This is a genomic window from Bulleidia sp. zg-1013, from assembly GCF_019798045.1.
Lineage (GTDB): Bacteria > Bacillota_I > Bacilli_A > Erysipelotrichales > Erysipelotrichaceae > Bulleidia.
Genome location: NZ_JAGXEX010000002.1, coordinates 202,558 through 223,358 on the forward strand (window position 1 = coordinate 202,558; position 20,801 = coordinate 223,358).

Here is a 20,801-nt window from a genome sequence, read left to right on the forward strand (position 1 = left end):
TTATGAAAGCCTATTGTATATCGGATAATGTGGACACCCAAACCGGCTTACGTTTAGTTGGTATTGATGGTGTGGTATTGCATGAAAAAGAAGAAATTTTAAAAGCATTACAAGAGAAAATCAAGGATCCATCCATGGCGATTATTTTTATGACCACGAAAGCGATGAATGAAGTGGCGGATGTGGTCGCAAAATGGAAGATGAATTTAAAACAACCTTTGATTGTAGAGATTTCTGACCGCCATGGATTAGCGAAGATTAGTGAAAGAATTGATGGTTATATTAGTTCTGCCATCGGTTTGAAATTGTAGGAGGGATATGGAAGATTACGAAAAGAAAATCCTGGATGCGATTGAACAGGGTGTAAAATCAGAATCCCAAATGGTTTTAGATACGTTAAAAAATGAAATTAATCAAATACACGATGAAACGTTGACCCTTTATAAGAAAGGTCTACAGCAAGAAACAAAGCATTATTTAGAAAAAGAATTTAATGATTTAAGAGCGGCCGTTGCTAATCAAAAATCCCAAGTCAAGTTTGAATATATGCAAAGTTTATTGAATATGCGCTTGGAGTATATTTCTGAAATGGTGAGCGAGGTTGAACAAAGGATACATGCTTTTGTAAAAAGTGATCAGTATCGTACTTACTTAGTCAAAAATTTAGAAAAGGCACCCGTTTTAGAGAGTGGCTATTTCTATGTTCGAGAAGAAGACAAAGACTTATTTCAATCTATTTTGGATGAAAAAAGTATGAAAAATGAAATAAAAATACGTTACTTTCAATTTGGTGGATTTAGCTACATTGATTTTTATCAAGGCTTGGAGTTTTCTTGTGCTTTGAAAGAACGTTTGGACGAAAGTTTAGATTGGTTTAGAAGCCACTCAGGCTTTATCTTAGAAGGAGGCAACTAACATGGCAAAAATCTATTCCGTCAATGGCTCGGTTATTTCTGTGCTAGAAACACAGGATTTTGCTATGAAAGAAATGGTTCATGTTGGTAAGCAGGGTTTATTAGGTGAAGTCATTCGCATTGATGAAAATAAAACTATGATTCAAGTTTATGAAAGTACAGTTGGCTTAAAACAAGGGGATGAAGTTATCGGTACAGGTAGTTTGTTAAGTGCGACTTTAGGTCCTGGTATTTTAGGCAATATCTTTGATGGTATTGAACGACCCTTAATGGCTATGCAAGACCGACAAGGTCCTTTTATTGCGGCGGCTACTCCTATTCCTTCTTTGGATGAAAATAAGAAATGGAATGTTCATGTGGATGTAAAGGTAGGAGACCATGTTCAAGAAGGGGATATATTCGCCGGATGTCCTGAAACTTCTTTGATTGAACATCGCTCTTTAGTTCCTATTGGTTTGAGTGGAACGGTTGTTCGGATTAGTGAAAATGGTTTGTATAGTGTTAAAGACTCAATCATCGATGTTCAGTTGGATAAAAATAAAGAAGTGGTTTCCTTAACTTTAGCGCAAAAGTGGCCAATTCGTAATCCTCGTCCTATTCAAAAAAGAGAAAGAATTCAAATTCCTTTGATTACAGGTCAACGGGTCATTGACACTTTATTTCCTTTGGCTAAGGGTGGAGCCGCGGCTATTCCTGGCGGCTTTGGAGCTGGTAAGACCATGTTACAACATCAAATTGCTAAGTGGTGTGATGCTGATATTATTATTTACGTTGGTTGTGGTGAACGTGGTAATGAGATGACACAAGTTTTAGAAGAGTTTGCTCAATTGGTGGATCCTAAGAGCAATCGTCCTTTATTGGATCGTACTTGCTTGATTGCAAATACTTCCAATATGCCGGTGGCAGCCCGTGAAGCTTCAATTTATACAGGCGTAACGATAGCAGAATACTATCGTGATATGGGTTACCATGTGGCTCTAATGGCGGATAGTACTTCGCGTTGGGCAGAAGCTTTACGTGAAATTTCCGGTCGTTTGGAAGAAATGCCGGCTGAAGAAGGCTTTCCATCGTATCTACCAAGTCGCATTGCTCAATTCTATGAAAGAGCAGGGATGGTTAAAACTTTAAATGGATGTAAAGCTTCGCTTTCTTTGATTGGGGCAGTTTCCCCACAAGGAGCTGATTTCTCAGAACCAGTTACTCAAAATACCCGTCGCTTTGTGCGTTGTTTCTGGGCTTTGGATAAGAACTTGGCTTATGCCCGTCATTATCCGGCTGTGAATTGGAATGATTCTTACTCGGAATATTTAAATGAATTGACAGCTTATTATGACCATCAAGTATCTCGCAATTTTGGGGATTTAAGATCTGAAGTTCAAGAAATCCTTCATGAAGAAGGACGCTTAATGGAAATTGTGCGTTTGATTGGATCGGATGTTTTACCGGATGATCAAAAACTAAACTTGGAAATAGCACGAGTGATTCGGGTTGGTTATTTACAACAAAACTCTTTCCATAAGGAAGATACGTATGTTCCAATGTCGAAGCAGGTCAAAATGTTAGAAGTCATTCACCATTTGAAACAAGCTTGTTTACCATTGATTCAGAAACATATTCCGGTATCTTTAATTTTAAAAACCGGCATTTTTGAAGAAGTGATTAAAATGAAATATTCGGTACCTAATAATCGATTAGAATTATTGGATGAATTAAAAACAAAAATTGATGCTGAATTAGCGACGATACGATAGGAGGGTATCATGAGTATTCAAAAATTAGGTTTATCACAAATTCAAACTTCCTTAGTCGCCTTAGACCATTGCGAAAATATAGGAAATGAAGAAATGGTTCAAATCCAACTTAAGGATGGTCGTTGTCGTTCGGGTCGGGTGGTTCAAATTCAAGGGGATAAAGCAATTGTTCAAGTCTTTGAAGGAACGGATGAATTAGCTAAAAACAATACGAAAACGAAGTTCTTAGGGCATCCAATGGAGTTAGGTGTTTCCAATGAAATTTTAGGTCGTGTTTTTAATGGATTAGGCGAACCAATAGATAACTTAGGTCCTGTTTTTGTGAAAAAATATGCGGATGTGAATGGCAAACCTTTAAACCCTGTTTCCCGTCAATACCCTCGTAATTACATTAATACAGGTATTTCCGCCATTGATGGTTTGAATACTTTAATTCGTGGGCAAAAGTTACCGATTTTTTCCGGCTCCGGCTTACCACATGATCAATTGGCTATTCAAATTGTTCGTCAAGCACACTTAACCGGTGATGATGCGGAGAACTTCTGCATTGTTTTTGGTGCTATGGGGGTTAAGAAAGACGTTGCTGATATTTTCCAAAAATCCTTTAAAGAAACAGGGGTTATGGAAAAGGTTTGTATGTATTTAAACTTAGCGGATGATCCAATTTTGGAAAGAATTATGACCCCTCGTCTTGCTTTAACGGCTGCGGAATATTTAGCTTTTGAACAACAGCGCAATGTATTGGTTATTTTAACGGATATGACAGCTTATTGCGAAGCCATTCGTGAATTTTCGAGTACTTCCGGAGAAATTCCTTCACGCAAAGGATATCCGGGTTATTTATATTCAGATTTAGCTTCCCTTTATGAAAGAGCGGGCATTATTCAAGGCGGTAAGGGTTCAGTTACTCAAATTCCCATTTTAACGATGCCAAATGATGATATTACTCATCCAGTACCAGATTTAACCGGTTATATCACCGAAGGACAGATTGTCCTAGATCGTGATTTATTTATGAATGGAATTCAACCGCCAATCGCCATTCTTTCCTCTTTATCCCGCTTGATGAAGGATGGTATTGGTGAGGGTTTAACGCGTAAAGATCATCAGGCAGTGGCCAACCAATTATTTGCCTCCTATTCCCGAGTGCAAGAAGTACGTTCGCTAGCTTCCGTTATTGGTGAAGATGAATTGTCAGTAAAAGACCGACAATACATGAAGTTTGCTCGTCAAGTGGAAGCGGTCTTTATTGGTCAAAAGGATGACAATCGTTCCATCATTGAAACACTAGATTTAGCTTGGGCTTTATTATCTACGCTACCAAAGGAAGAATTAGATCGTTTAGACGATGCCTTCATTCAAGAATATTACAATACTCAAAGAGCGCAAAATGTGATTGATTTAGCGAAAAAAGGAGCGATATAATGCCTGTGCAAATGCCCACAACAAAGGGAAACTTACTTCGTTTAAAACGCAGGTATGATTTAGCGAAAAATGGTTATGATTTAATGGATCGTAAACGTCATATTTTGATTAAAGAAATGATGGCTTTGGTTGAGAAAGTGAAAGTCTTGCGTGAGGAAATTAGTGATGCTTATAAGCTAGGTTATTATCTTTTACAACAAGCCAATATGTCTTCGGGAATCATCAGTTCGATTGCAGAACAGGTAGCGATTGCGGATGAGGTAGAATTGACCTATCGTTCCGTGATGGGGGTGGAAATTCCCAATGTGCTATATATACCAAAGAAAAATTTAGAAATTCCCTATGGTCTTTTAAATACTTCTTCCCGTATTGATGAAGTTTATTTACAATTTCAAAAGATTAAGGAATTGAGTTATACTTTGGCTGAAGTGGATAATGCGGTATATCATTTAGCTGCGGCGATTGCTCAAACGCAAAAAAGAGCGAACGCTTTAAAAAATGTGGTATTACCTCGTTTATCTTCACAAATTCAACACATTTCTTCGGCTTTAGAAGAAAAAGAAAGAGAGGAATTCTCACGTTTAAAAGTCATTAAAGCACAAAAGGAAAACCATCGTTCATGAAAGTCTTACTATATTTTGAAGGTCAAGATGCCTTAGCAAAATCAGGAATAGGACGTGCACTTCAGCACCAAATGAAAGCCTTAAGTTCTCAAGGAGTGGAGTATACCACGAATCCTTGGGCAGAAGACTATGATATTTTGCATATCAACACATGGGGAATGAATTCCGATGCCATTATTCATCATGCTAAAAAAATGGGTAAGAAAGTGATTTATCATGCTCATAGTACAATGGAAGATTTCCGTAATTCTTTCACTTTTTCCAATGTGATTGCTCCCTTTGTGAAAATTCGTTTGGTGGATTTGTATAAACAAGCCGATGCGATTATTACGCCAACACCATATTCAAAATCACTATTAGAGGGATATGGCTTAAGGCAAAAGATTTATGTGATTTCAAATGGGATTGATTTAAATCGTTACGCTTATGATGAGCAAAAAATTCAATTGTACCGTGATTATTTCCATTTACAAGCCAATCAAAAGGTTGTTATGGGGGTGGGTTTATTATTCAAACGAAAAGGTATTTTGGATTTTATTGCAGTTGCGAGACAATTACCGCAATACACATTCATTTGGTTTGGTGATATTTCAAAGTTAATCATTCCACCTGAAATTACCTTAGCTATTCAAGAGGCACCTAGCAATTGTATTTTTCCCGGTTATGTGAAAGGCTCCTTGATTGAAGGCGCTTATCATGATGCCGATTGTTTCTTCTTTCCAAGCTATGAAGAGACCGAAGGGATTGTGGTATTAGAGGCACTTGCTTCAAAACAATCGCTTCTTTTAAGAGATATTGCTTGTTATAATCCATGGTTAAAGAATGGTGAAAATGCGTATTTAGCAAATAATAATGATGAATTCATTGAAAAGTTACAAGGGATTATTGAAAAGAAATTACCTAATCTTTCTAAACAAGGTTATTTAGTAGCTAAGGAAAGACGCATTGAAGAGGTTGGTAAACAATTAAAAGCTGTGTATGAAGAGGTGTTGAACCAGTAAAAAGCCTACAAAAGTAGGCTTTTTACATATTTTCAAATAGAGAGTTATTTCAGAAGAGGATAAGCTTGAAGTATTACTGAAATGTTCAAAAGAAGGAAAGAATAGTATAATAATTGCATGCTGAAATTTCTTAAAAGACTACTTAAAAATACGGCATTCAACATCTTTCTTGTCTTTGCGCTGACAGGCTTTGTATTTTTTATGACAATGAAAGATCATTATCAAGACGTCATTAATCATTTAAAAGCGGCGAACCCTTGGATTTTGATTTTATTGGTTGCCTTACTTGTTTTAGAAAAAGCATTATTGGCTAAAGGCTTAGCTTTAGAAGTGCAAGTTAGTCATAAAAACTACCGTTTTAAAGAAGGACTTATGAATGCCTATGTTGCCGGTCTTTTCAACAACATCACACCAGGTGCCTCAGGTGGTCAAGTGGCTCAGCTTTATATTTTTCGTAAACAAGGTGTCTCAGTTTCAAGTGCCGTCGGTGTTTTATGGCTTGATTTTATTGCCTATCAAGCCACGATGATTGCGGTGGTGTTAGTCTTATTATTGTTACGTTTCGGTTATTTTTATCGTACCTATTCCTCATTCTTTGCGATTGTTTTAGGCGGTTTTTTAGTTGCGACAGGGGTAATTGTTTTCTTGATTTTATTAGCTAAATCAAAGCGTTTTTATACTTGGATTACAACTAAAGGTATTTATATTGGGGCTAAATTACACATGGTAAAAGATGTGGATGCCTCATTAAGTCGCTTGGATAAAACATTAGAGAACCTAGCTCATGAAATTACTATTCTTCATCAAAATCATCGATTGGTATACCAATTAGTAAGCATTAATGTTTTGCGTTTCTTAATTATTTATTCTGTACCGGTACTTTGTGCTTGGGCTTTGCATATTCCTTTTACACTATCGAATGTATTGGATATGATGGCGCTAAGTTCTTTTGTGGCGATGGTGAATGCGTTTCTACCAATGCCGGGCAGTAGTGGGGGAACGGAAGCGACTTTTGTCTTGATGTTTTCGACGATTTTTACATCTGCACAAGCTACATCAATTATGATTTTGTGGCGTTTATCGACTTTTTATCTAACCCTAATCATCGGGGCAATTGTATTTCTTATTGTCAAGATGAAAAACGAATAGAAGGGAGCCTTTTATGCGAATTGGTCTATTTTCCGATACCTTTGTGCCAGAAATCAATGGTGTAGCGAATTCCACCTATATCCTTTTTCAAGAACTAAAAAGACATGGACATGAGGTTTATGTCATCACCACCTATACAGGAAAAGAAGATATGGAATGGAATGAAGATCAGGATGTTTTACGTCTTAGTGGTATTCAATTGAAATTTCTATATGGTTATGTGATGGCTTCGCCTTTTCATTCGGAGGCTTTGGAAGTCATTCGTTCGTTAAACTTACAAATCATTCATGCCCAAACTGAATTTGGGGTGGGAATTTTTGCTCGTATTTGTGCTAAGCATCTAGGTGTTCCATTGGTATCGACCTATCATACAACCTATGAAGATTACACACACTATGTGAATTTATTGAATTCAAAAACAGTTGATGAAGTTGGTAAGATGGCGGTAGCTAAACTATCAAAGCTATATGGTGAAAGCTCGCAAGAAGTCATTACACCTTCTTTAAAAACCAAGGAAATGCTAGAAAACTATGGTATTCAAAGAAGACTGACGGTTATTCCCACCGGTCTTTCTTTAGAGCGTTTTAATCCCAAAGAGTTTAGTGAAGAAAGAAGATTAGAAACCAGAAAGAAATATGGTCTAGCGGAAAATCGTTCCATTATTATTTATGTTGGTCGTTTGGCCAAGGAAAAGGCTTTGGACTTGGTCATAAGTGGCTATGAAGTTGCCCTTAAAAAGGGAGCGAAGAGTCAACTGGTGATTGTTGGTGGAGGACCTGATTTCGATAGTCTTAAAAAGCTAGTTTCTAAACAAGGCTTAGAAAAGGATGTCATTTTAACAGGACCAATTCCTCGTGAGACTGTACCGGATTTATATCGTAGTAGTAACGCCTTTGTGTCCGCTTCTTTAAGTGAAACGCAAGGGATGACTTTTATTGAAGCCTTGGCTTCCGGTTTGCCATTGTTTGCTAGAAAAGATGAGGTCTTAGATGGTTTGTTAATGCCAAATGAAACAGGCTGGTTTTTTGTAGATGAAGAAAGTCTGGCTAATGCGATTTTAGAATTTGAAAAAATGGATGGTCATGAATATGGAAGATATTGTCAACGCTGTGTTTCGGTCACAAAATCATTTAGTGCGGAAACTTTCTACACAAAGATTTTAGAAGTGTATAGTCGAGTGATTGATTTCAATCGCATTCAATATGAAATCTTACGAATGCGAACCAAGGATACGATTGTTGAGTTGTACTTAAGATCTAGTGAGCAGGAAGAATTGCGCTTGAAAGTATCGGTGGATGATTATTATGAATATGGTTTAAGAGCGCATGGTTTCTTTAATCACCATATTTATAAAGTTCTTAAAGAAAAAGAAGTGCAAACAGCGGCTTATCAAGCTTGTTTAAAAAAAATAGCTATTAAAGATCGAAGCCAAAAAGAAATTGTGGATTGGTTAACTCAAAATACCCAATGTTCTTTAGATAGTGTGCAAGCGATTATTCGTAGTTTAAAAGAAAAGGGCTATTTAAATGATGAACGTTATGCCCGAGAGCATATACATTCTTTATTTTCATCATTATTTGGTGAAAATGAGGTTCGCCGTCGTTTAGCGAGAAAAGGAATTTCTGAACATCTTATTCAAAAGGCTTTACAAGAAGAACCAGTTCAAGAAGAAGATTTTGCGTTGGAATACGCCCGGAAAATCCTTCGTTCTTCCTCTTATTCTTTAAAGAAAACGAAAGAAACCATTCGTATAAAGCTTCGTCAAAGAGGTTATAATGACGATTTAATTGATCGAGTGATGGTTCAACTAGATTTTAGTAAAGTGGACGCAAAGGAGTTGGATTATTTACGCAAATGTGCTAATCAAGCTAAAAAACGCTATGCACGGAAATATTCAGGAACGGATTTACGCAATCGAATTTATCGTTATTGCTTAAATCAGGGTTATAGTTATGAGGATGTTTATACAGTAATCAATGATATGGAGGATGATGATGCCTAAGATTAGTGAATATGTGGTTGGCGAAAGATACCAATTACCACTTTTGGTCAAAGATGTTAAAAATGGAATGACAAATAAAGGAGCGCCTTATTTGTCGATGATACTTGCGGATAGTTCCGGTAGTTTAGAAGGTAAAATGTGGGATGTTCGTCAAGAAGATATTAAGTTGATTCAAAATGGTCGATTGATTCAATTTACATTTGATGTTTTGGACTATAAAGGACAAATGCAAGGTCGTATTTTAAGTGCTGGCAAAGCCGGTGAAAACGTGGTTGTAGAAGACTTTGTGTTATCTTCTCTTATTCCCGAAGAAAAACGGAAAGAAGAGGTAAGGTCTTACATTGATCAGATTTCTTCACCAGTTTTAAAGAAGCTAGTGATTGCGATGTTTCAAAAGGTGGGACAGAAGTATTTTGATTATCCGGCCGCCTCTAAAATTCATCATGCGTTTTTGGGTGGTTTATCAGAACATAGTTTAAGTATGGTCAAGACTTGTTTGGCTCTATGTGATCTTTATCCTCAACTCAATAAAGATTTATTGATTAGCGGGGCTTTAGTTCATGATATGGGAAAGACAGAAGAAATGTCCGGTCCAATCACAACGGAATATACTTTACAAGGTCGCTTAGAAGGTCATATTTCTTTAGCGAATGGTTGGTTAAGCGAAGTCGCAAAGGAATTATCCTTAGAAGAAGAGGAAGAAACGATTTTATTGCACCACATGATTTTAAGCCATCATGGTCATTTAGAATATGGTTCACCAGTATTACCTTGTCTTCAAGAAGCGGAAATTCTTTCTCTTGTGGATAATATTGATGCTCATTTGAATACATTGAAGCTTGCTTTAAAGGAAGTTGAGCCAGGCTCTTGGACAAGTCGTTTATTCTCAATGGAAAATCGCCAGTTCTATAAACCAAAGGAGAAATAGGATGTCGGTATCATTACGTTTAACACAATTGGTTGCTAGGGTTTTAAAGAAGATGGGAAGAGGTGGTTCTTTTCCCGGAACTTTGGGTTTGAAGTTCGATAAAAAAATGATTTCAAAATTTCAAATGCCGGAAATTGTGATTTTAGTGACTGGTACGAATGGAAAAACCACTACTTCTAATTTAATAGCTGAAAGCTTACGGCAAGCCGGCTTAAAAGTTGTTCATAATCGCAAAGGGGATAATTTGAATGTTGGTATTGCGTCTTTATTAGCGGTCAATAGTGATGGTCATTATCATATTCAAGCCGATGCTTGTGTGATTGAAGTGGATGAATTAACGCTTTATCGTCAATTTAAGGATCTTCGTCCAACGCATTTGGTGGTGAATAATTTCTTCCGTGATCAATTGGATCGAGCCGGCGAAATGGAAACAATCATTCGTCGTATTGAAGAAGTCACAAAGGATTTTAGAGGGACTTTGATTTTAAATGGAGATGATCCGAATGTGGTTCGTTTGGCGGATAATGCTAAACAAGCAAAGATTCAATTTTTTTCAGTTGGTGAAAATGCCATATCCCAAAAGACAAGTGATGAAGCCAGTGAGGGTAAGTTTTGCCCGCGTTGTTCCAATCGTTTGGTGTATGAGTATTATCAGTATTCCCATATTGGTCGTTTCCATTGTGAAAAGGACGACTTTGGACAGATTGAACCAGCTTTCTATGTGAGTGCAATCGACTATGAGAATCATCGTTTTCAAGCTTTAGGAAGAAGCTTTTATTCCTTTATGAATACAATCTATGCCATTTATAACTGTGCGGCGGTTTTAACAGTTATACAGGATTTAAAGTTAGATGTTGAATGTGCCAATAAGGTTTTTCAAAGCTTTGAAATGAAGGAAGGTAGGAATGAAGTTTTTGCGTTATCCAAGCCTTGTGTGATCAATTTGATTAAAAATCCGACTGGTACGAATGAGGTTTTGAAGTATATTCTAAGTGATGAGAAGGAGAAGAATATTTTGATTATTTTAAACGATAATGATCAAGATGGCTGTGATGTTTCTTGGATTTGGGATGCTCACTTTGAACGCTTATTAAAAGGCAATGTACGTCATGTTGTAACTTCGGGGCTAAGGGCTTATGATATGGCTTTGCGTTTGAAATACGAAGGCTTGGAAGATAAAGTGATGGTTAAAGAGAAGGTAGAGGAAGCAGTAAATTTCTTGGATGAAGATCATTGTCCTTCTTATGTGCTTTCAACGTACACCGCATTACATGCGACACGCCATATTCTTGGAAAGAAGGCAAGTCAATGAAATTAGTTCTTTTGTGGATGTACCATGATTTGATGGATTTGTATGGTGATAAGGGAAATATTGAAACTCTAAAGTATCGTTGTGCCAAACGTAATATTGATTTGGAAGTTAGGACTTGTTCTTTAAATCAAAAAGTGGAAATGGAGGATGTGGATATTTTCTTTATGGGTGGTGGTGCCGATAAGGAACAAAATCTCATTTATCAAGATTTATTAAGTCGTAAAAAAGTGATTCAACATTTATTGGATAAGGGTTGTCAATTTTTATTGATTTGTGGTGGATACCAACTATTTGGTCAATATTATAAGGATCAAGATGGAAAGGTTGTGAATGGTTTGTCCTTCTTTCCGTATTATACAGTCGCTAGTGATCGTGGGCATCGTTGTATTGGTGATGTTGCGATTGAAGTTAATTTGGGGAAAGAAGTGGTTCAAGTGCTTGGTTTTGAAAATCATGGTGGTCAAACGAAACAGGTGGAAACACCTTTTGGTCGTGTATTAAGTGGTCACGGCAATGAATATAAAGGTTCTTCGGAAGGTTTTATGAATGAACAAGTGATTGCGACCTATATACATGGTCCTTTATTACCGAAAAATCCAGAAGTAGCAGACTTTGTATTACAAAGAGCTTTGGCAAGAAAAGGAATGACACCGGCTTTAAAATCCCTTGATGATGAATGGGAAAATAAAGCGAAAGAAGTGATGTTAAAGAGAATGGGATTAGCTAGATAGAACGAAAGAAAATAGTAAAGATAAGAAAAAACACCCATCAGTTATTAAGCTGATGGATGTTTTTTATAAGGATTTTAGGAAGTTAGCAATTTCTTCATCTTGGCAATTTGGGTAGAAGTATTCTTCAAAGTGTTTGCCGGAGATTGTTTCTTTTAAGAAATCATGGTCGATTTCTTTCAAGATATCCATTAGAGGACGATATGTGATTTCTTTAATACCATCTAAAATCTTTTTATTACGTTGTTCGGGCTCTCTTCTTTCTTTTGGAAAACCGCCACCAAATTCTTCGGCAAATAGTTTTTCAAAGGTATAACGAAGATTAACTTCACCACCCCAACCAAAGTTTTGGGCAAAAGGCATAGCGATACAGTTACCATCATTCACTTGTCCAAATAAGAAAGCATCTAATGGATTCGTGATATGACCGCAAAGTACATTTGGAAAAGAGTTGCAGGCTAACATAGCTCCTTGTCCGGTGCCACAACCTGTGACTACAAAGTCAACAGCTTTTGTTGTTAATAGGATAGAAGCTAATAAACCATTTTTAACATAGGTTAATTGAACATCATCTTCCGCTGAATACATACCATAGTTATAAACAGTATGACCTTTCTTATCCGCTTCTTCCTTCAAAGCGGTGTAGATAATTGAATTTTTAGCGGCTTGTGAATTTTCATTAATTAGTGCAATTTTCATTTTTTCCTCCTTATTATTCCGGTTGACGACCGATATAGGCTAAGATACCACCATCTACATAAAGAATGTGTCCATTCACAAAGTTACTTGCCTCGGATGCTAAGAAGACAGCCGGTCCCATTAAATCTTCTGTTTCTCCCCATCTTTCTGCAGGAGTTTTCGCTACAATGAAGCTATCAAATGGATGACGACTACCATCCGCTTGTCTTTCACGAAGGACAGCTGTTTGTGGAGTAGCGATATAACCAGGTCCAATACCATTACATTGAATGTTATATTTACCATATTCTGAACAAATATTTCGTGTCAACATCTTTAAACCACCCTTAGCCGCCGCATAAGCACTAACGGTTTCACGACCTAATTCAGACATCATGGAACAAATGTTAATGATTTTGCCATGACCTTTTTTAATCATGGAAGGGATAAGTGCTTTAGAAACAATGAAAGGGGCGTTTAAATCCACATCAATGACTTGACGGAAATCCTTCGCCGACATTTCAATCATTGGAATACGCTTGATAATACCGGCATTGTTAACAAGAATATCAATAATACCAACTTCTTTTTCAATTTTTTTAACTAAGGCTAAGACAGCTACCTCATCGGTCACATCGCATACATAACCATGAGCTTCAATACCTAGTTCTTTATAAGCAACTAAACCTTTATCCACTAATTCCTGCTTAATATCATTAAAAACAATAGTGGCACCAGCTTTTGCGTAAGCAGTCGCAATCGCAAAACCAATTCCATAACTAGCCCCTGTAATAAAGGCAATCTTTCCTTTTAAAGAAAAGGAATTCATTTCAAACATACTTTTTCCTCCTGTTATCTTTGCACACGTCCTGAACCATCCCCCTGTGCAAGGGTTAGAACTTCATTCACTTTCACACGGTTGAAGTCACCTTCAATACTATGTTTTAAACAACTAGCCGCTACTGCGAACTCAATTCTTTCGCTTGGATCACTTAGGTGACGACAAGCATAAATTAAACCGGCCCCAAAGGAATCTCCGCCACCAACACGGTCGACAATGTGCATGTGGTATTCCTTTGAAAAATAGGTCTTTCCATTTTCATAAAGCATAGCTGACCAAAGATTTTCACTAGCGGACAAGCTCTTTCTTAGAGTAATAGCGATGGTTTGGCAACCAAAAGTATCTTGAAGTTTCTTGGCAACTTCTTCATAGCCTTCTTTGGATAATTCTCCTGTTAAGACATTGGTTGAGCTAGCCTTGATACCAAATACTTTATCGGCATCTTCTTCATTAGCGATACAAACATCCACATAAGGAACAAGCTTAGACATCGTTTCTTTGGCTTGTTCACTAGTCCATAATTTCTTACGGAAGTTTAAATCACAAGAAATCGTTAAGCCAAGCTTTTTCGCTTTTTGACATGCTTCTAAAGTAATATTGGCAATACTAGGATTTAAAGCAGGGGTGATACCCGTAAAATGGAACCAATCAGCCCCTTGAAATATCTTTGACCAATCAAAATCCTCCGGTCTTGCTTCTGAGAAAGAAGAGTGCGCACGGTCATAAATGACTTGACTAGCTCTTTGACTAGCTCCTTTTTCTAAGTAATAAATACCAAGCCGATTACCACCACGACAAATCAAAGAAGTATCGACACCAAAGCGTTTTAATTCATCCACTGCCCATTGACCAATAGCATGCTTTGGTAATTTAGTGATGTAAGATACTTCTTCTTGAAAGTTAGCTAAACTAACGGCCACATTGGCAGCACAACCACCAAAGCTGGCTTCAAAATCATTACTTTGACCAAAACGATAATAGCCATGAGGGGCTAACCGTAACATAATTTCACCAAATGTGATAACTTTCATTCTATACCTCCATCTTTACATCAGGATTGATGATATGAACACCAAATCCGCCAATTTCCAAATCCAAGTATGCAAAATTGATGCGATGACTCTTTTTATTACGAGTAATCGTTTCTTCTATGGCATGAACACCCATTTTCTTTAACTGATACAAAGCTTTTTCGGGATAAGGGGTATAAATGCCAATATGACCATTTTTACCATGACCTTGCCCATGTAAGACTTCAAATCCAACACCAGCAAAGTTTGACTTCGGTTTCTTATAGTAAGTGAAATGAAATAGCTGGCAAAGAAGCTTGCATACTTTTTCTGAATCTTCAGGACTATTGGAATTAATGCCAATGTGGATGAGTTGATAATCTAATAGAGATTTAATGGCTTTGGCAGCTAAGTTTTGGATGGTTTCCCAGTCCTTTGCTTGTACACTATCCTTTTCTAACATAAAGCTACCACCAATCGCTATTACATTAGATAACTGTAAGTAGTCATGCATATTCGTTGCATTGATACCACCGGTTGGTAAGAATTGAACATTTTGATAAGGACCGCTAAAGTCTTTTAGCTTTTTCGCACCACCACTACTTTCAGCCGGGAAGAACTTTAAGGTTTTAAGACCTAAAGATAAGGCTTGTTCGATTTCACTTGCGGTAGAAACTCCAGGTAAAATAGGTATTTCTTGTTCCAAACACCACTTAACAATCGCCGGATTTAAACCTGGTGTCACAATAAAGGAAGCACCAGCTTCTTTGGCTTGTTTAGCTTGTTCAATCGTTAAAACCGTGCCTGCTCCCAACAACATATTTGGTAATTCAGAATGAATTTGTTGAATAGCACTTACTGCATGTTCGCTACGGAAAGTGATTTCCGCTACATCAATGCCACCATTGCACAAAGCTTTCGCTAAGGGTAGGGCATCTTCGGCTTCAAATATCTTTACCACAGGAACAATGCCGATTTGCGAGATTCTTTCGTATAAATCGTTCATTGTCGTCCTCCTTTTCATGCAATGTTATTTTAGTTTAGTAAACCGGTTTTGTCAATAAAATGAACTAAACCGGTTTATTTTTTTAAAATATGGGAAATTTATGGTAAAAACGCTTGACATAATTCATAAAAAGCCTATAAAATAGGACTTGCTAGTAAACCGGTTTTATTTGGAGGTGAGAAGGATGGCTAAATCGATCCATATTGAAACGATTGCCCAAAGAGATAGATACTTACATTCTGAATTACTTAGCAAAAAGGAATTAGAAGAAGCGATGAACTTGTGTGTGAAACAAGTGGAAGCGAATTTAGATTATTTCAAAGATAAGTTTCCTTACTCTTGTACGAAACAAGGTCAATATCCAATCATTGAAAACATTGAATGGACAGATGGCTTTTGGACGGGAATGTTATGGCTATGTTATGAATACACAAAAGAAGAGAAGTATCGTGATTTAGCTATGAAGAATGTCGCAAGTTTTTCCAATCGGGTGAAAAAACGGATTGCGTTAGATCATCATGATTTAGGTTTCCTATATTCTTTATCTTGCGTTAGTGCTTACAAAATCACGGGTAGTGATTTAGCGAAAGAAGCCGCTTTATTGGCGGCGGATAAATTGATGGAACGTTGGCAAGAAAAGGGTCAATTCCTGCAAGCTTGGGGACCTAAGGATAGTCCGGAACATTATCGTTTTATCATCGATTGTATGATGAATATTCCATTATTGTATTGGGCTAGTGAGGTGACAGGAAATCTTCGTTATGCTGAAGTCGCAAGTTTGCATTTTAAGACAAGCTTGCAATATGTCATTCGTGAAGATGCGTCTGCTTTCCATACCTTCTATATGGATTATGAAACAGGAGGACCATCTCATGGAGCTACTCGACAAGGTTACTCCGATAGCTCATCTTGGGCTAGAGGGCAAGCTTGGGGTATTTATGGTATTCCATTGAACACTCGTTACACTAAGAATATGGATAACATTCCTTATTTTAAGGGTATGTTACATTATTTCTTAAATCGTTTACCAAAAGATGATGTGTGCTATTGGGACTTAATCTTTAACGATGGTTCTAATCAATCCAAAGATTCTTCAGCAGCGGCGATTGCGGTGTGTGGGATTTTGGAGATGTTGCCGTATTTGAAGAATGATGAGGATGCGAAAGTCTATGAACACGCCGCTGCGCTTATCCTTAGATCTTTGATGCAAAATTACGCAAATAAGGAAATCAAAGCTGGACAAGCCATTCTTGAACATGGCGTCTATTCTTGGCACTCTGGCAAAGGTGTTGACGAAGGAAACATCTGGGGTGACTACTATTACATGGAAGCCATTTATCGGCAGTTGAAACAATGGAATTCCTATTGGTGAGGAGGAAAATATGAATACACCAAACATCGTTATGACCAGAATTGATGAAAGACTGGTTCATGGACAAGGTGCCCTATGGGCAAAAACATTAGGTGTGAACACAGTGATTGTTGCTAATGATGCGGTTAGTGAAGATCATATGTCACAAACTCTAATGAAGACAGCTTTACCAAAGAGCTTAGCTGTTCGCTTCTTTAGCATTCAAAAAGTGATTGATATTATTCACAAAGCCAGTCCTCAGCAAACCATCTTCTTAGTGGTTAAGGATTGTGCCGATGCTTTAAAGCTTGTGGAGGGTGGTGTACCGGTGAAGGAAATCAACATTGGTAACATTCATAATGCTGAAGGTAAAGAAAAAGTTACTCGTTCTATCTTCTTAGGAGCAGAAGATAAAAAAGCTCTTAAGACAATGGTCGAACAATACAATATTCAATTTAATACGGTCACAACACCGGGCGGAACCGATGGGGCTGCTCAGGTGGACATAAAAGATTACCTATGATTTAGAGAAAGGGGAAAGATATGGTAACTATTAGTTTGATCCAAGCCATCTTAATTGGTTTATGGACTGCATTCTGTTATTCGGGTATGTTATTTGGTATTTTTACCAACCGCGCTATTGTTTTAAGCTTTGGCGTTGGTTTAGTCTTAAATGATATACCAACAGCTTTAAAGTGTGGAGCAATTGCTGAATTAGCTTTCATGGGATTTGGTGTTGGTGCTGGTGGAACAGTTCCTCCAAACCCAATTGGTCCTGGTATTATCGGTACTTTGATGGCAATCACCGTGCCTGGTGTTACACCGGAATCGGCATTATCTCTATCACTTCCATTTGCGGTAGCGATTCAATTTTTACAAACAGCAATTTACACTGTTCGAGCTGGTGGGCCGGAATCGGCTGCGAATGCACTTAAGAAACAAAACTTCGGTGCTTTCCGTTGGCACGCTAACGCAACGATTGTCTTATTTGCGGTTGTTGGTTTCGCATTAGGCTTCTCAGGCGCTTATGCAATGGAATGGTTAAGCAGTGTTGTTAAATTAATTCCTGCTCAATTGTTGAAGGGCTTATCGGTAGCTGGTGGTATGTTACCGGCAATTGGTTTTGCTATGATTATGACAGTTATGTTAAAGAAAGAATTAATTCCTTTCGCCATCCTTGGTTATATCTTAGCCGCTTACCTAAAGATGCCGGTTATGGGAATTGCTTTAGTTGGCGCTTGCTTCGCTATTAAGTATTACAACGATTCCAATAAGAAGACTGTTGTCCAAACAGAAAACGGAAATGGAGAAGAACACAATGACTGGATTTAATAAATTAACGAAGGCCGATTACACAAAGACCACTTTACGTGCTTACTTTTTACAAAACGGCTTTAATTATACCAACTATCAAGGATTAGGTTATGCTTTAGTTATGTATCCTGCATTCAAAAAGATGTATGGAGATGACAAAGCTAAGTTAGCGAAAGAATTAGAAAGTAATTCAGAATTCTATAACACAAACCCAAACTTCTTACCATTTGTGACATCCATTCATTTAGCCATGGCTGATAATGGTTATGATTACGAAGAGATTCGTGGTATTAAGATGGCTTTAATGGGACCTTTGGCTGGCATTGGTGACTCTTTATCACAATTCTGTATTGCCCCATTGTTCTCAACGATCTTTGCATCAATGGCTATGCAAGGCTTTAGCTTGGCACCATTGTTATTCTTATTAGCTGAAAACGTTACTTTATTAGCGATTAAGTTAATTGTGGGTGGCTATGGACGTAAGCTTGGTACTGACATGATTGATAAGTTATCTAGTCAAATGGGTACCATTTCCGAAGCCGCTAGCATGATTGGTGTTACCGTTATTGCCGGTTTGGCTGCAACATTTGTGAAGATGAATGTGAAAGTTTCCTTAGCGGCCGGTCAAATTCAACAAGGTGTAAAACAATCTACAGTGAATATCCAAGCTATGTTGGATAAAGTAGCACCTGCCTTACTTCCAGTGCTTTATACATTATTGATGTATTATCTCATTAAGAAGAAAGGCATGACAACTTATACTTTGGTTTTGATTACGGTTGTACTCGGTATTGCCTTAAGTTTCTTAGGTATTTTAGGATAAACAATCAAAAGGAAGCGACGAAATGCCGGCTTCCTTTTTCTTATTTATGAAAACGTATGAACAAATTATGGATGAAATCATCCTCCAAAAGAAAATAAATCAATCCCATTTTAACGATACAGAAGCTTTAAAGAATGCTGAGAGAATTTTAAAGAATACTTTCTTATTTAATCGTCGTTGGGATATGGAACGCTGTTTAAAAGCTTATACGCTTCAACCAATGGATTGGTTGGCTCATCCAAACGAAGATGAAGAATGGTGTTTTATGCTTAATCGAATGGACTATCTCAAAGATTTAGCGTTAGCTAGTCAAATGACAGGGGATAAAAAGTATCTTATTAAGGCAAAGGAATTGATTTTTCTTTGGCTTAAAGATCATTCAGAAATAAAAGATAATCCATCTACTAGAACATTAGATACCGGTATTCGTTTATTGAATTTTTATGAATTATTACCGTATCTAAAAGCCTTTCAGCTTCTAACAAAAGAAGAAACAGTTACCATTCTTTCCAGTATGAAAGCCCAGATTCTTTATTTAAAAAAATCTTATAAAACTAAATATACCTTAAGCAATTGGGGTAGTATTCAAATGGCTTCTTTGGTGATTGTATTGGCTTTGTTTCAAGAATTAAATGAAGAATATAAATGGGCTAAAGAAGAATTAAAAACCCAGCTAGAAATTCAAATCTATCCGGATGGCATGCACTGGGAACAGTCAACGATGTATCATGTGGAAGTGCTGAATAGTCTTCAGAAGGTTTATTATTACGTAGACTTAGAGGCAGAATTGAAAGTTTTATTAGCGAAGGTAATGGCTAATATGACCAATGCTTTAAAACACTTAATCACACCAAAAATGAAGATAGAGGCTTATGGTGATAGTGATGAAGTTGGGGTAGAAGATGTTTTATTGCGTTCTTCTTTTCTCTTGAAACAAAAGGATTATCTTTCTCTGGTGAAAGAAGTGGATGGTGAATCTTTCTGTGCTTTTGGACAAGATATTGTAGACTTTTATCAAAAACAAAATAAATCAGAACCTAAGGAAAGGTATTATGATGGTATCTATTCTGGTATCTACACAATACGTAGCTCTTGGGATAATAAAGCCAATTATTTGATGTTTCTAAATAGTTCTTTAGGTAGTGGACATGGACATAGTGATAATCTGCATTTCAGTTTATTTATAGAAGGCAAGCCAATTCTAATTGATTCAGGTCGTTATAGTTACCGAGAAGATTGTGCTTTAAGACCATTTTTGAAATCCCAAAGAAGTCATAATTCTTTATTGGTGGATGATAAAGAAATCTGTGTACCAAAGGGTAGTTGGTCATATAATACTTTTGCGAAAGTCTTGCCTAGCTATGTTCACCATGAGGATGGTGTTCATTATTTAGAAGGAACAATCCTATCTGAAAATCCTTTGGAAGTTTGGACGAGAAAGCTTGTCTTTATTGAGGAGGGTATTTGCTTGCTGGTGGATCAAGTGCATTGTCAAGGTGAGCATAAAGTAAGCCAATTCTTTCATTTTGATTCAAGTATTACTTCAATGGAAGAGCTTAATTGGTATCATAGTGGTTCTTTAAGTGTCAAGAAAGACGTTTGTTCAAAGCAATACAATCAATTGGAGGATCATTTTGTCGCAAAAGTTGACCATTGCCTTGTTGACGAAGGAAATTTTGTGACATGCTTCTATCCTCAAGAAACAAAGCTGACACAAGTACCTATTCAACAAGGGAATCAAGCTGTTCTATCAGACAAACAAGGCTTAGCTTATGAAATTAAATTAAAAAATGGTAATTGTTATACGATTGTTTTTTTGCAAGAAGAAATATACAAAGGAACGAAGATTTTATTTTGCCGGAATGTGCCATTCCATGCAAAAGCGGTTGTCATTCATAAAAAACAGCTATATCGTTTAAGAACTTCGTAAAGGATATGGTAATAT

The 20,801-nt window shown here is 37.1% G+C and carries 20 protein-coding genes; 16 read left to right on the forward strand and 4 right to left on the reverse strand.

The features are described from left to right. Window positions 1-2: 2 nt before the first annotated feature. The 11 genes from K7I92_RS02760 (at window position 3) to K7I92_RS02810 (ending at window position 11,836) form a co-directional block, all read left to right on the forward strand. Window positions 3-311 carry a V-type ATP synthase subunit F gene (locus tag K7I92_RS02760; RefSeq protein ID WP_203244450.1) on the forward strand — a complete coding sequence of 103 codons (309 nt, stop codon included), beginning with the start codon at window positions 3-5 and terminating at the stop codon, window positions 309-311. Between the two features lie 7 nt (window positions 312-318). Then, window positions 319-915: a hypothetical protein gene (locus K7I92_RS02765; protein WP_203244449.1), complete on the forward strand. Its 597-nt coding sequence runs from the start codon at window positions 319-321 to the stop codon at window positions 913-915. A 1-nt stretch (window position 916) separates the two neighbouring features. Continuing rightward, window positions 917-2,665, forward strand: coding sequence for a V-type ATP synthase subunit A (locus tag K7I92_RS02770; protein ID WP_220281950.1), 1,749 nt, complete (start codon window positions 917-919; stop codon window positions 2,663-2,665). Between the two features lie 9 nt (window positions 2,666-2,674). Beyond that, window positions 2,675-4,090, forward strand: a complete 1,416-nt coding sequence (locus K7I92_RS02775) for a V-type ATP synthase subunit B (RefSeq protein WP_203244447.1) — start codon at window positions 2,675-2,677, stop codon at window positions 4,088-4,090. Continuing rightward, the gene (locus tag K7I92_RS02780; RefSeq protein ID WP_220281951.1) at window positions 4,090-4,713 is read left to right on the forward strand and encodes a V-type ATP synthase subunit D; all 624 of its coding nucleotides are present in this window, start codon (window positions 4,090-4,092) and stop codon (window positions 4,711-4,713) included. The genes K7I92_RS02775 and K7I92_RS02780 overlap by 1 nt, the downstream gene beginning before the upstream one ends. Next, a complete protein-coding gene (locus tag K7I92_RS02785) occupies window positions 4,710-5,714 on the forward strand; it encodes a glycosyltransferase (protein WP_203244445.1) in 1,005 nt (334 codons plus the stop codon). The genes K7I92_RS02780 and K7I92_RS02785 overlap by 4 nt, the downstream gene beginning before the upstream one ends. Before the next feature lie 117 nt (window positions 5,715-5,831). Then, the gene (locus K7I92_RS02790) at window positions 5,832-6,863 is read left to right on the forward strand and encodes a lysylphosphatidylglycerol synthase transmembrane domain-containing protein (protein WP_203244444.1); all 1,032 of its coding nucleotides are present in this window, start codon (window positions 5,832-5,834) and stop codon (window positions 6,861-6,863) included. Window positions 6,864-6,876: 13 nt separating this feature from the next. Next, window positions 6,877-8,865, forward strand: a complete 1,989-nt coding sequence (locus K7I92_RS02795) for a RecX family transcriptional regulator (RefSeq protein ID WP_220281952.1) — start codon at window positions 6,877-6,879, stop codon at window positions 8,863-8,865. Next, a complete protein-coding gene (locus K7I92_RS02800) occupies window positions 8,858-9,793 on the forward strand; it encodes a 3'-5' exoribonuclease YhaM family protein (RefSeq protein ID WP_220281953.1) in 936 nt (311 codons plus the stop codon). The genes K7I92_RS02795 and K7I92_RS02800 overlap by 8 nt, the downstream gene beginning before the upstream one ends. A gap of 1 nt (window position 9,794) precedes the next feature. Further along, window positions 9,795-11,105, forward strand: coding sequence for a Mur ligase family protein (locus K7I92_RS02805; RefSeq protein ID WP_220281954.1), 1,311 nt, complete (start codon window positions 9,795-9,797; stop codon window positions 11,103-11,105). After that, window positions 11,102-11,836 (forward strand): type 1 glutamine amidotransferase, encoded by a 735-nt coding sequence (locus tag K7I92_RS02810; protein WP_220281955.1) that lies wholly within the window; start codon window positions 11,102-11,104, stop codon window positions 11,834-11,836. The genes K7I92_RS02805 and K7I92_RS02810 overlap by 4 nt, the downstream gene beginning before the upstream one ends. A 63-nt stretch (window positions 11,837-11,899) precedes the next feature. Here the strand turns inward: K7I92_RS02810 and K7I92_RS02815 are convergent, their stop codons facing one another. The 4 genes from K7I92_RS02815 to K7I92_RS02830 are packed head-to-tail and all read right to left on the reverse strand — an operon-like array spanning window position 11,900 to window position 15,368. Beyond that, the gene (locus K7I92_RS02815) at window positions 11,900-12,532 is read right to left on the reverse strand and encodes an RpiB/LacA/LacB family sugar-phosphate isomerase (protein ID WP_220281956.1); all 633 of its coding nucleotides are present in this window, start codon (window positions 12,530-12,532) and stop codon (window positions 11,900-11,902) included. A gap of 13 nt (window positions 12,533-12,545) precedes the next feature. After that, a complete protein-coding gene (locus K7I92_RS02820; RefSeq protein ID WP_203244438.1) occupies window positions 12,546-13,349 on the reverse strand; it encodes a gluconate 5-dehydrogenase in 804 nt (267 codons plus the stop codon). 14 nt (window positions 13,350-13,363) lie between these two features. Then, window positions 13,364-14,383 (reverse strand): sugar kinase, encoded by a 1,020-nt coding sequence (locus K7I92_RS02825; RefSeq protein ID WP_220281957.1) that lies wholly within the window; start codon window positions 14,381-14,383, stop codon window positions 13,364-13,366. Window position 14,384: 1 nt separating this feature from the next. After that, window positions 14,385-15,368, reverse strand: a complete 984-nt coding sequence (locus K7I92_RS02830; RefSeq protein ID WP_220281958.1) for a bifunctional 4-hydroxy-2-oxoglutarate aldolase/2-dehydro-3-deoxy-phosphogluconate aldolase — start codon at window positions 15,366-15,368, stop codon at window positions 14,385-14,387. A gap of 184 nt (window positions 15,369-15,552) precedes the next feature. Here K7I92_RS02830 and K7I92_RS02835 point away from each other — a divergent pair, with 184 nt between their 5' ends. Genes K7I92_RS02835 through K7I92_RS02855 form a run of 5 tightly spaced genes read left to right on the forward strand, consistent with a single transcriptional unit; the run spans window position 15,553 to window position 20,786 of the window. Beyond that, window positions 15,553-16,740 (forward strand): glycoside hydrolase family 88 protein, encoded by a 1,188-nt coding sequence (locus tag K7I92_RS02835; protein WP_203244435.1) that lies wholly within the window; start codon window positions 15,553-15,555, stop codon window positions 16,738-16,740. A gap of 10 nt (window positions 16,741-16,750) precedes the next feature. After that, the gene (locus K7I92_RS02840; protein WP_203244434.1) at window positions 16,751-17,242 is read left to right on the forward strand and encodes a PTS system mannose/fructose/N-acetylgalactosamine-transporter subunit IIB; all 492 of its coding nucleotides are present in this window, start codon (window positions 16,751-16,753) and stop codon (window positions 17,240-17,242) included. 20 nt (window positions 17,243-17,262) lie between these two features. After that, the gene (locus K7I92_RS02845) at window positions 17,263-18,051 is read left to right on the forward strand and encodes a PTS mannose/fructose/sorbose/N-acetylgalactosamine transporter subunit IIC (RefSeq protein WP_220281959.1); all 789 of its coding nucleotides are present in this window, start codon (window positions 17,263-17,265) and stop codon (window positions 18,049-18,051) included. Continuing rightward, window positions 18,038-18,856, forward strand: a complete 819-nt coding sequence (locus tag K7I92_RS02850; protein WP_220281960.1) for a PTS system mannose/fructose/sorbose family transporter subunit IID — start codon at window positions 18,038-18,040, stop codon at window positions 18,854-18,856. The genes K7I92_RS02845 and K7I92_RS02850 overlap by 14 nt, the downstream gene beginning before the upstream one ends. A 22-nt stretch (window positions 18,857-18,878) precedes the next feature. Next, window positions 18,879-20,786 (forward strand): alginate lyase family protein, encoded by a 1,908-nt coding sequence (locus K7I92_RS02855; protein ID WP_220281961.1) that lies wholly within the window; start codon window positions 18,879-18,881, stop codon window positions 20,784-20,786. Window positions 20,787-20,801: the final 15 nt, after the last annotated feature.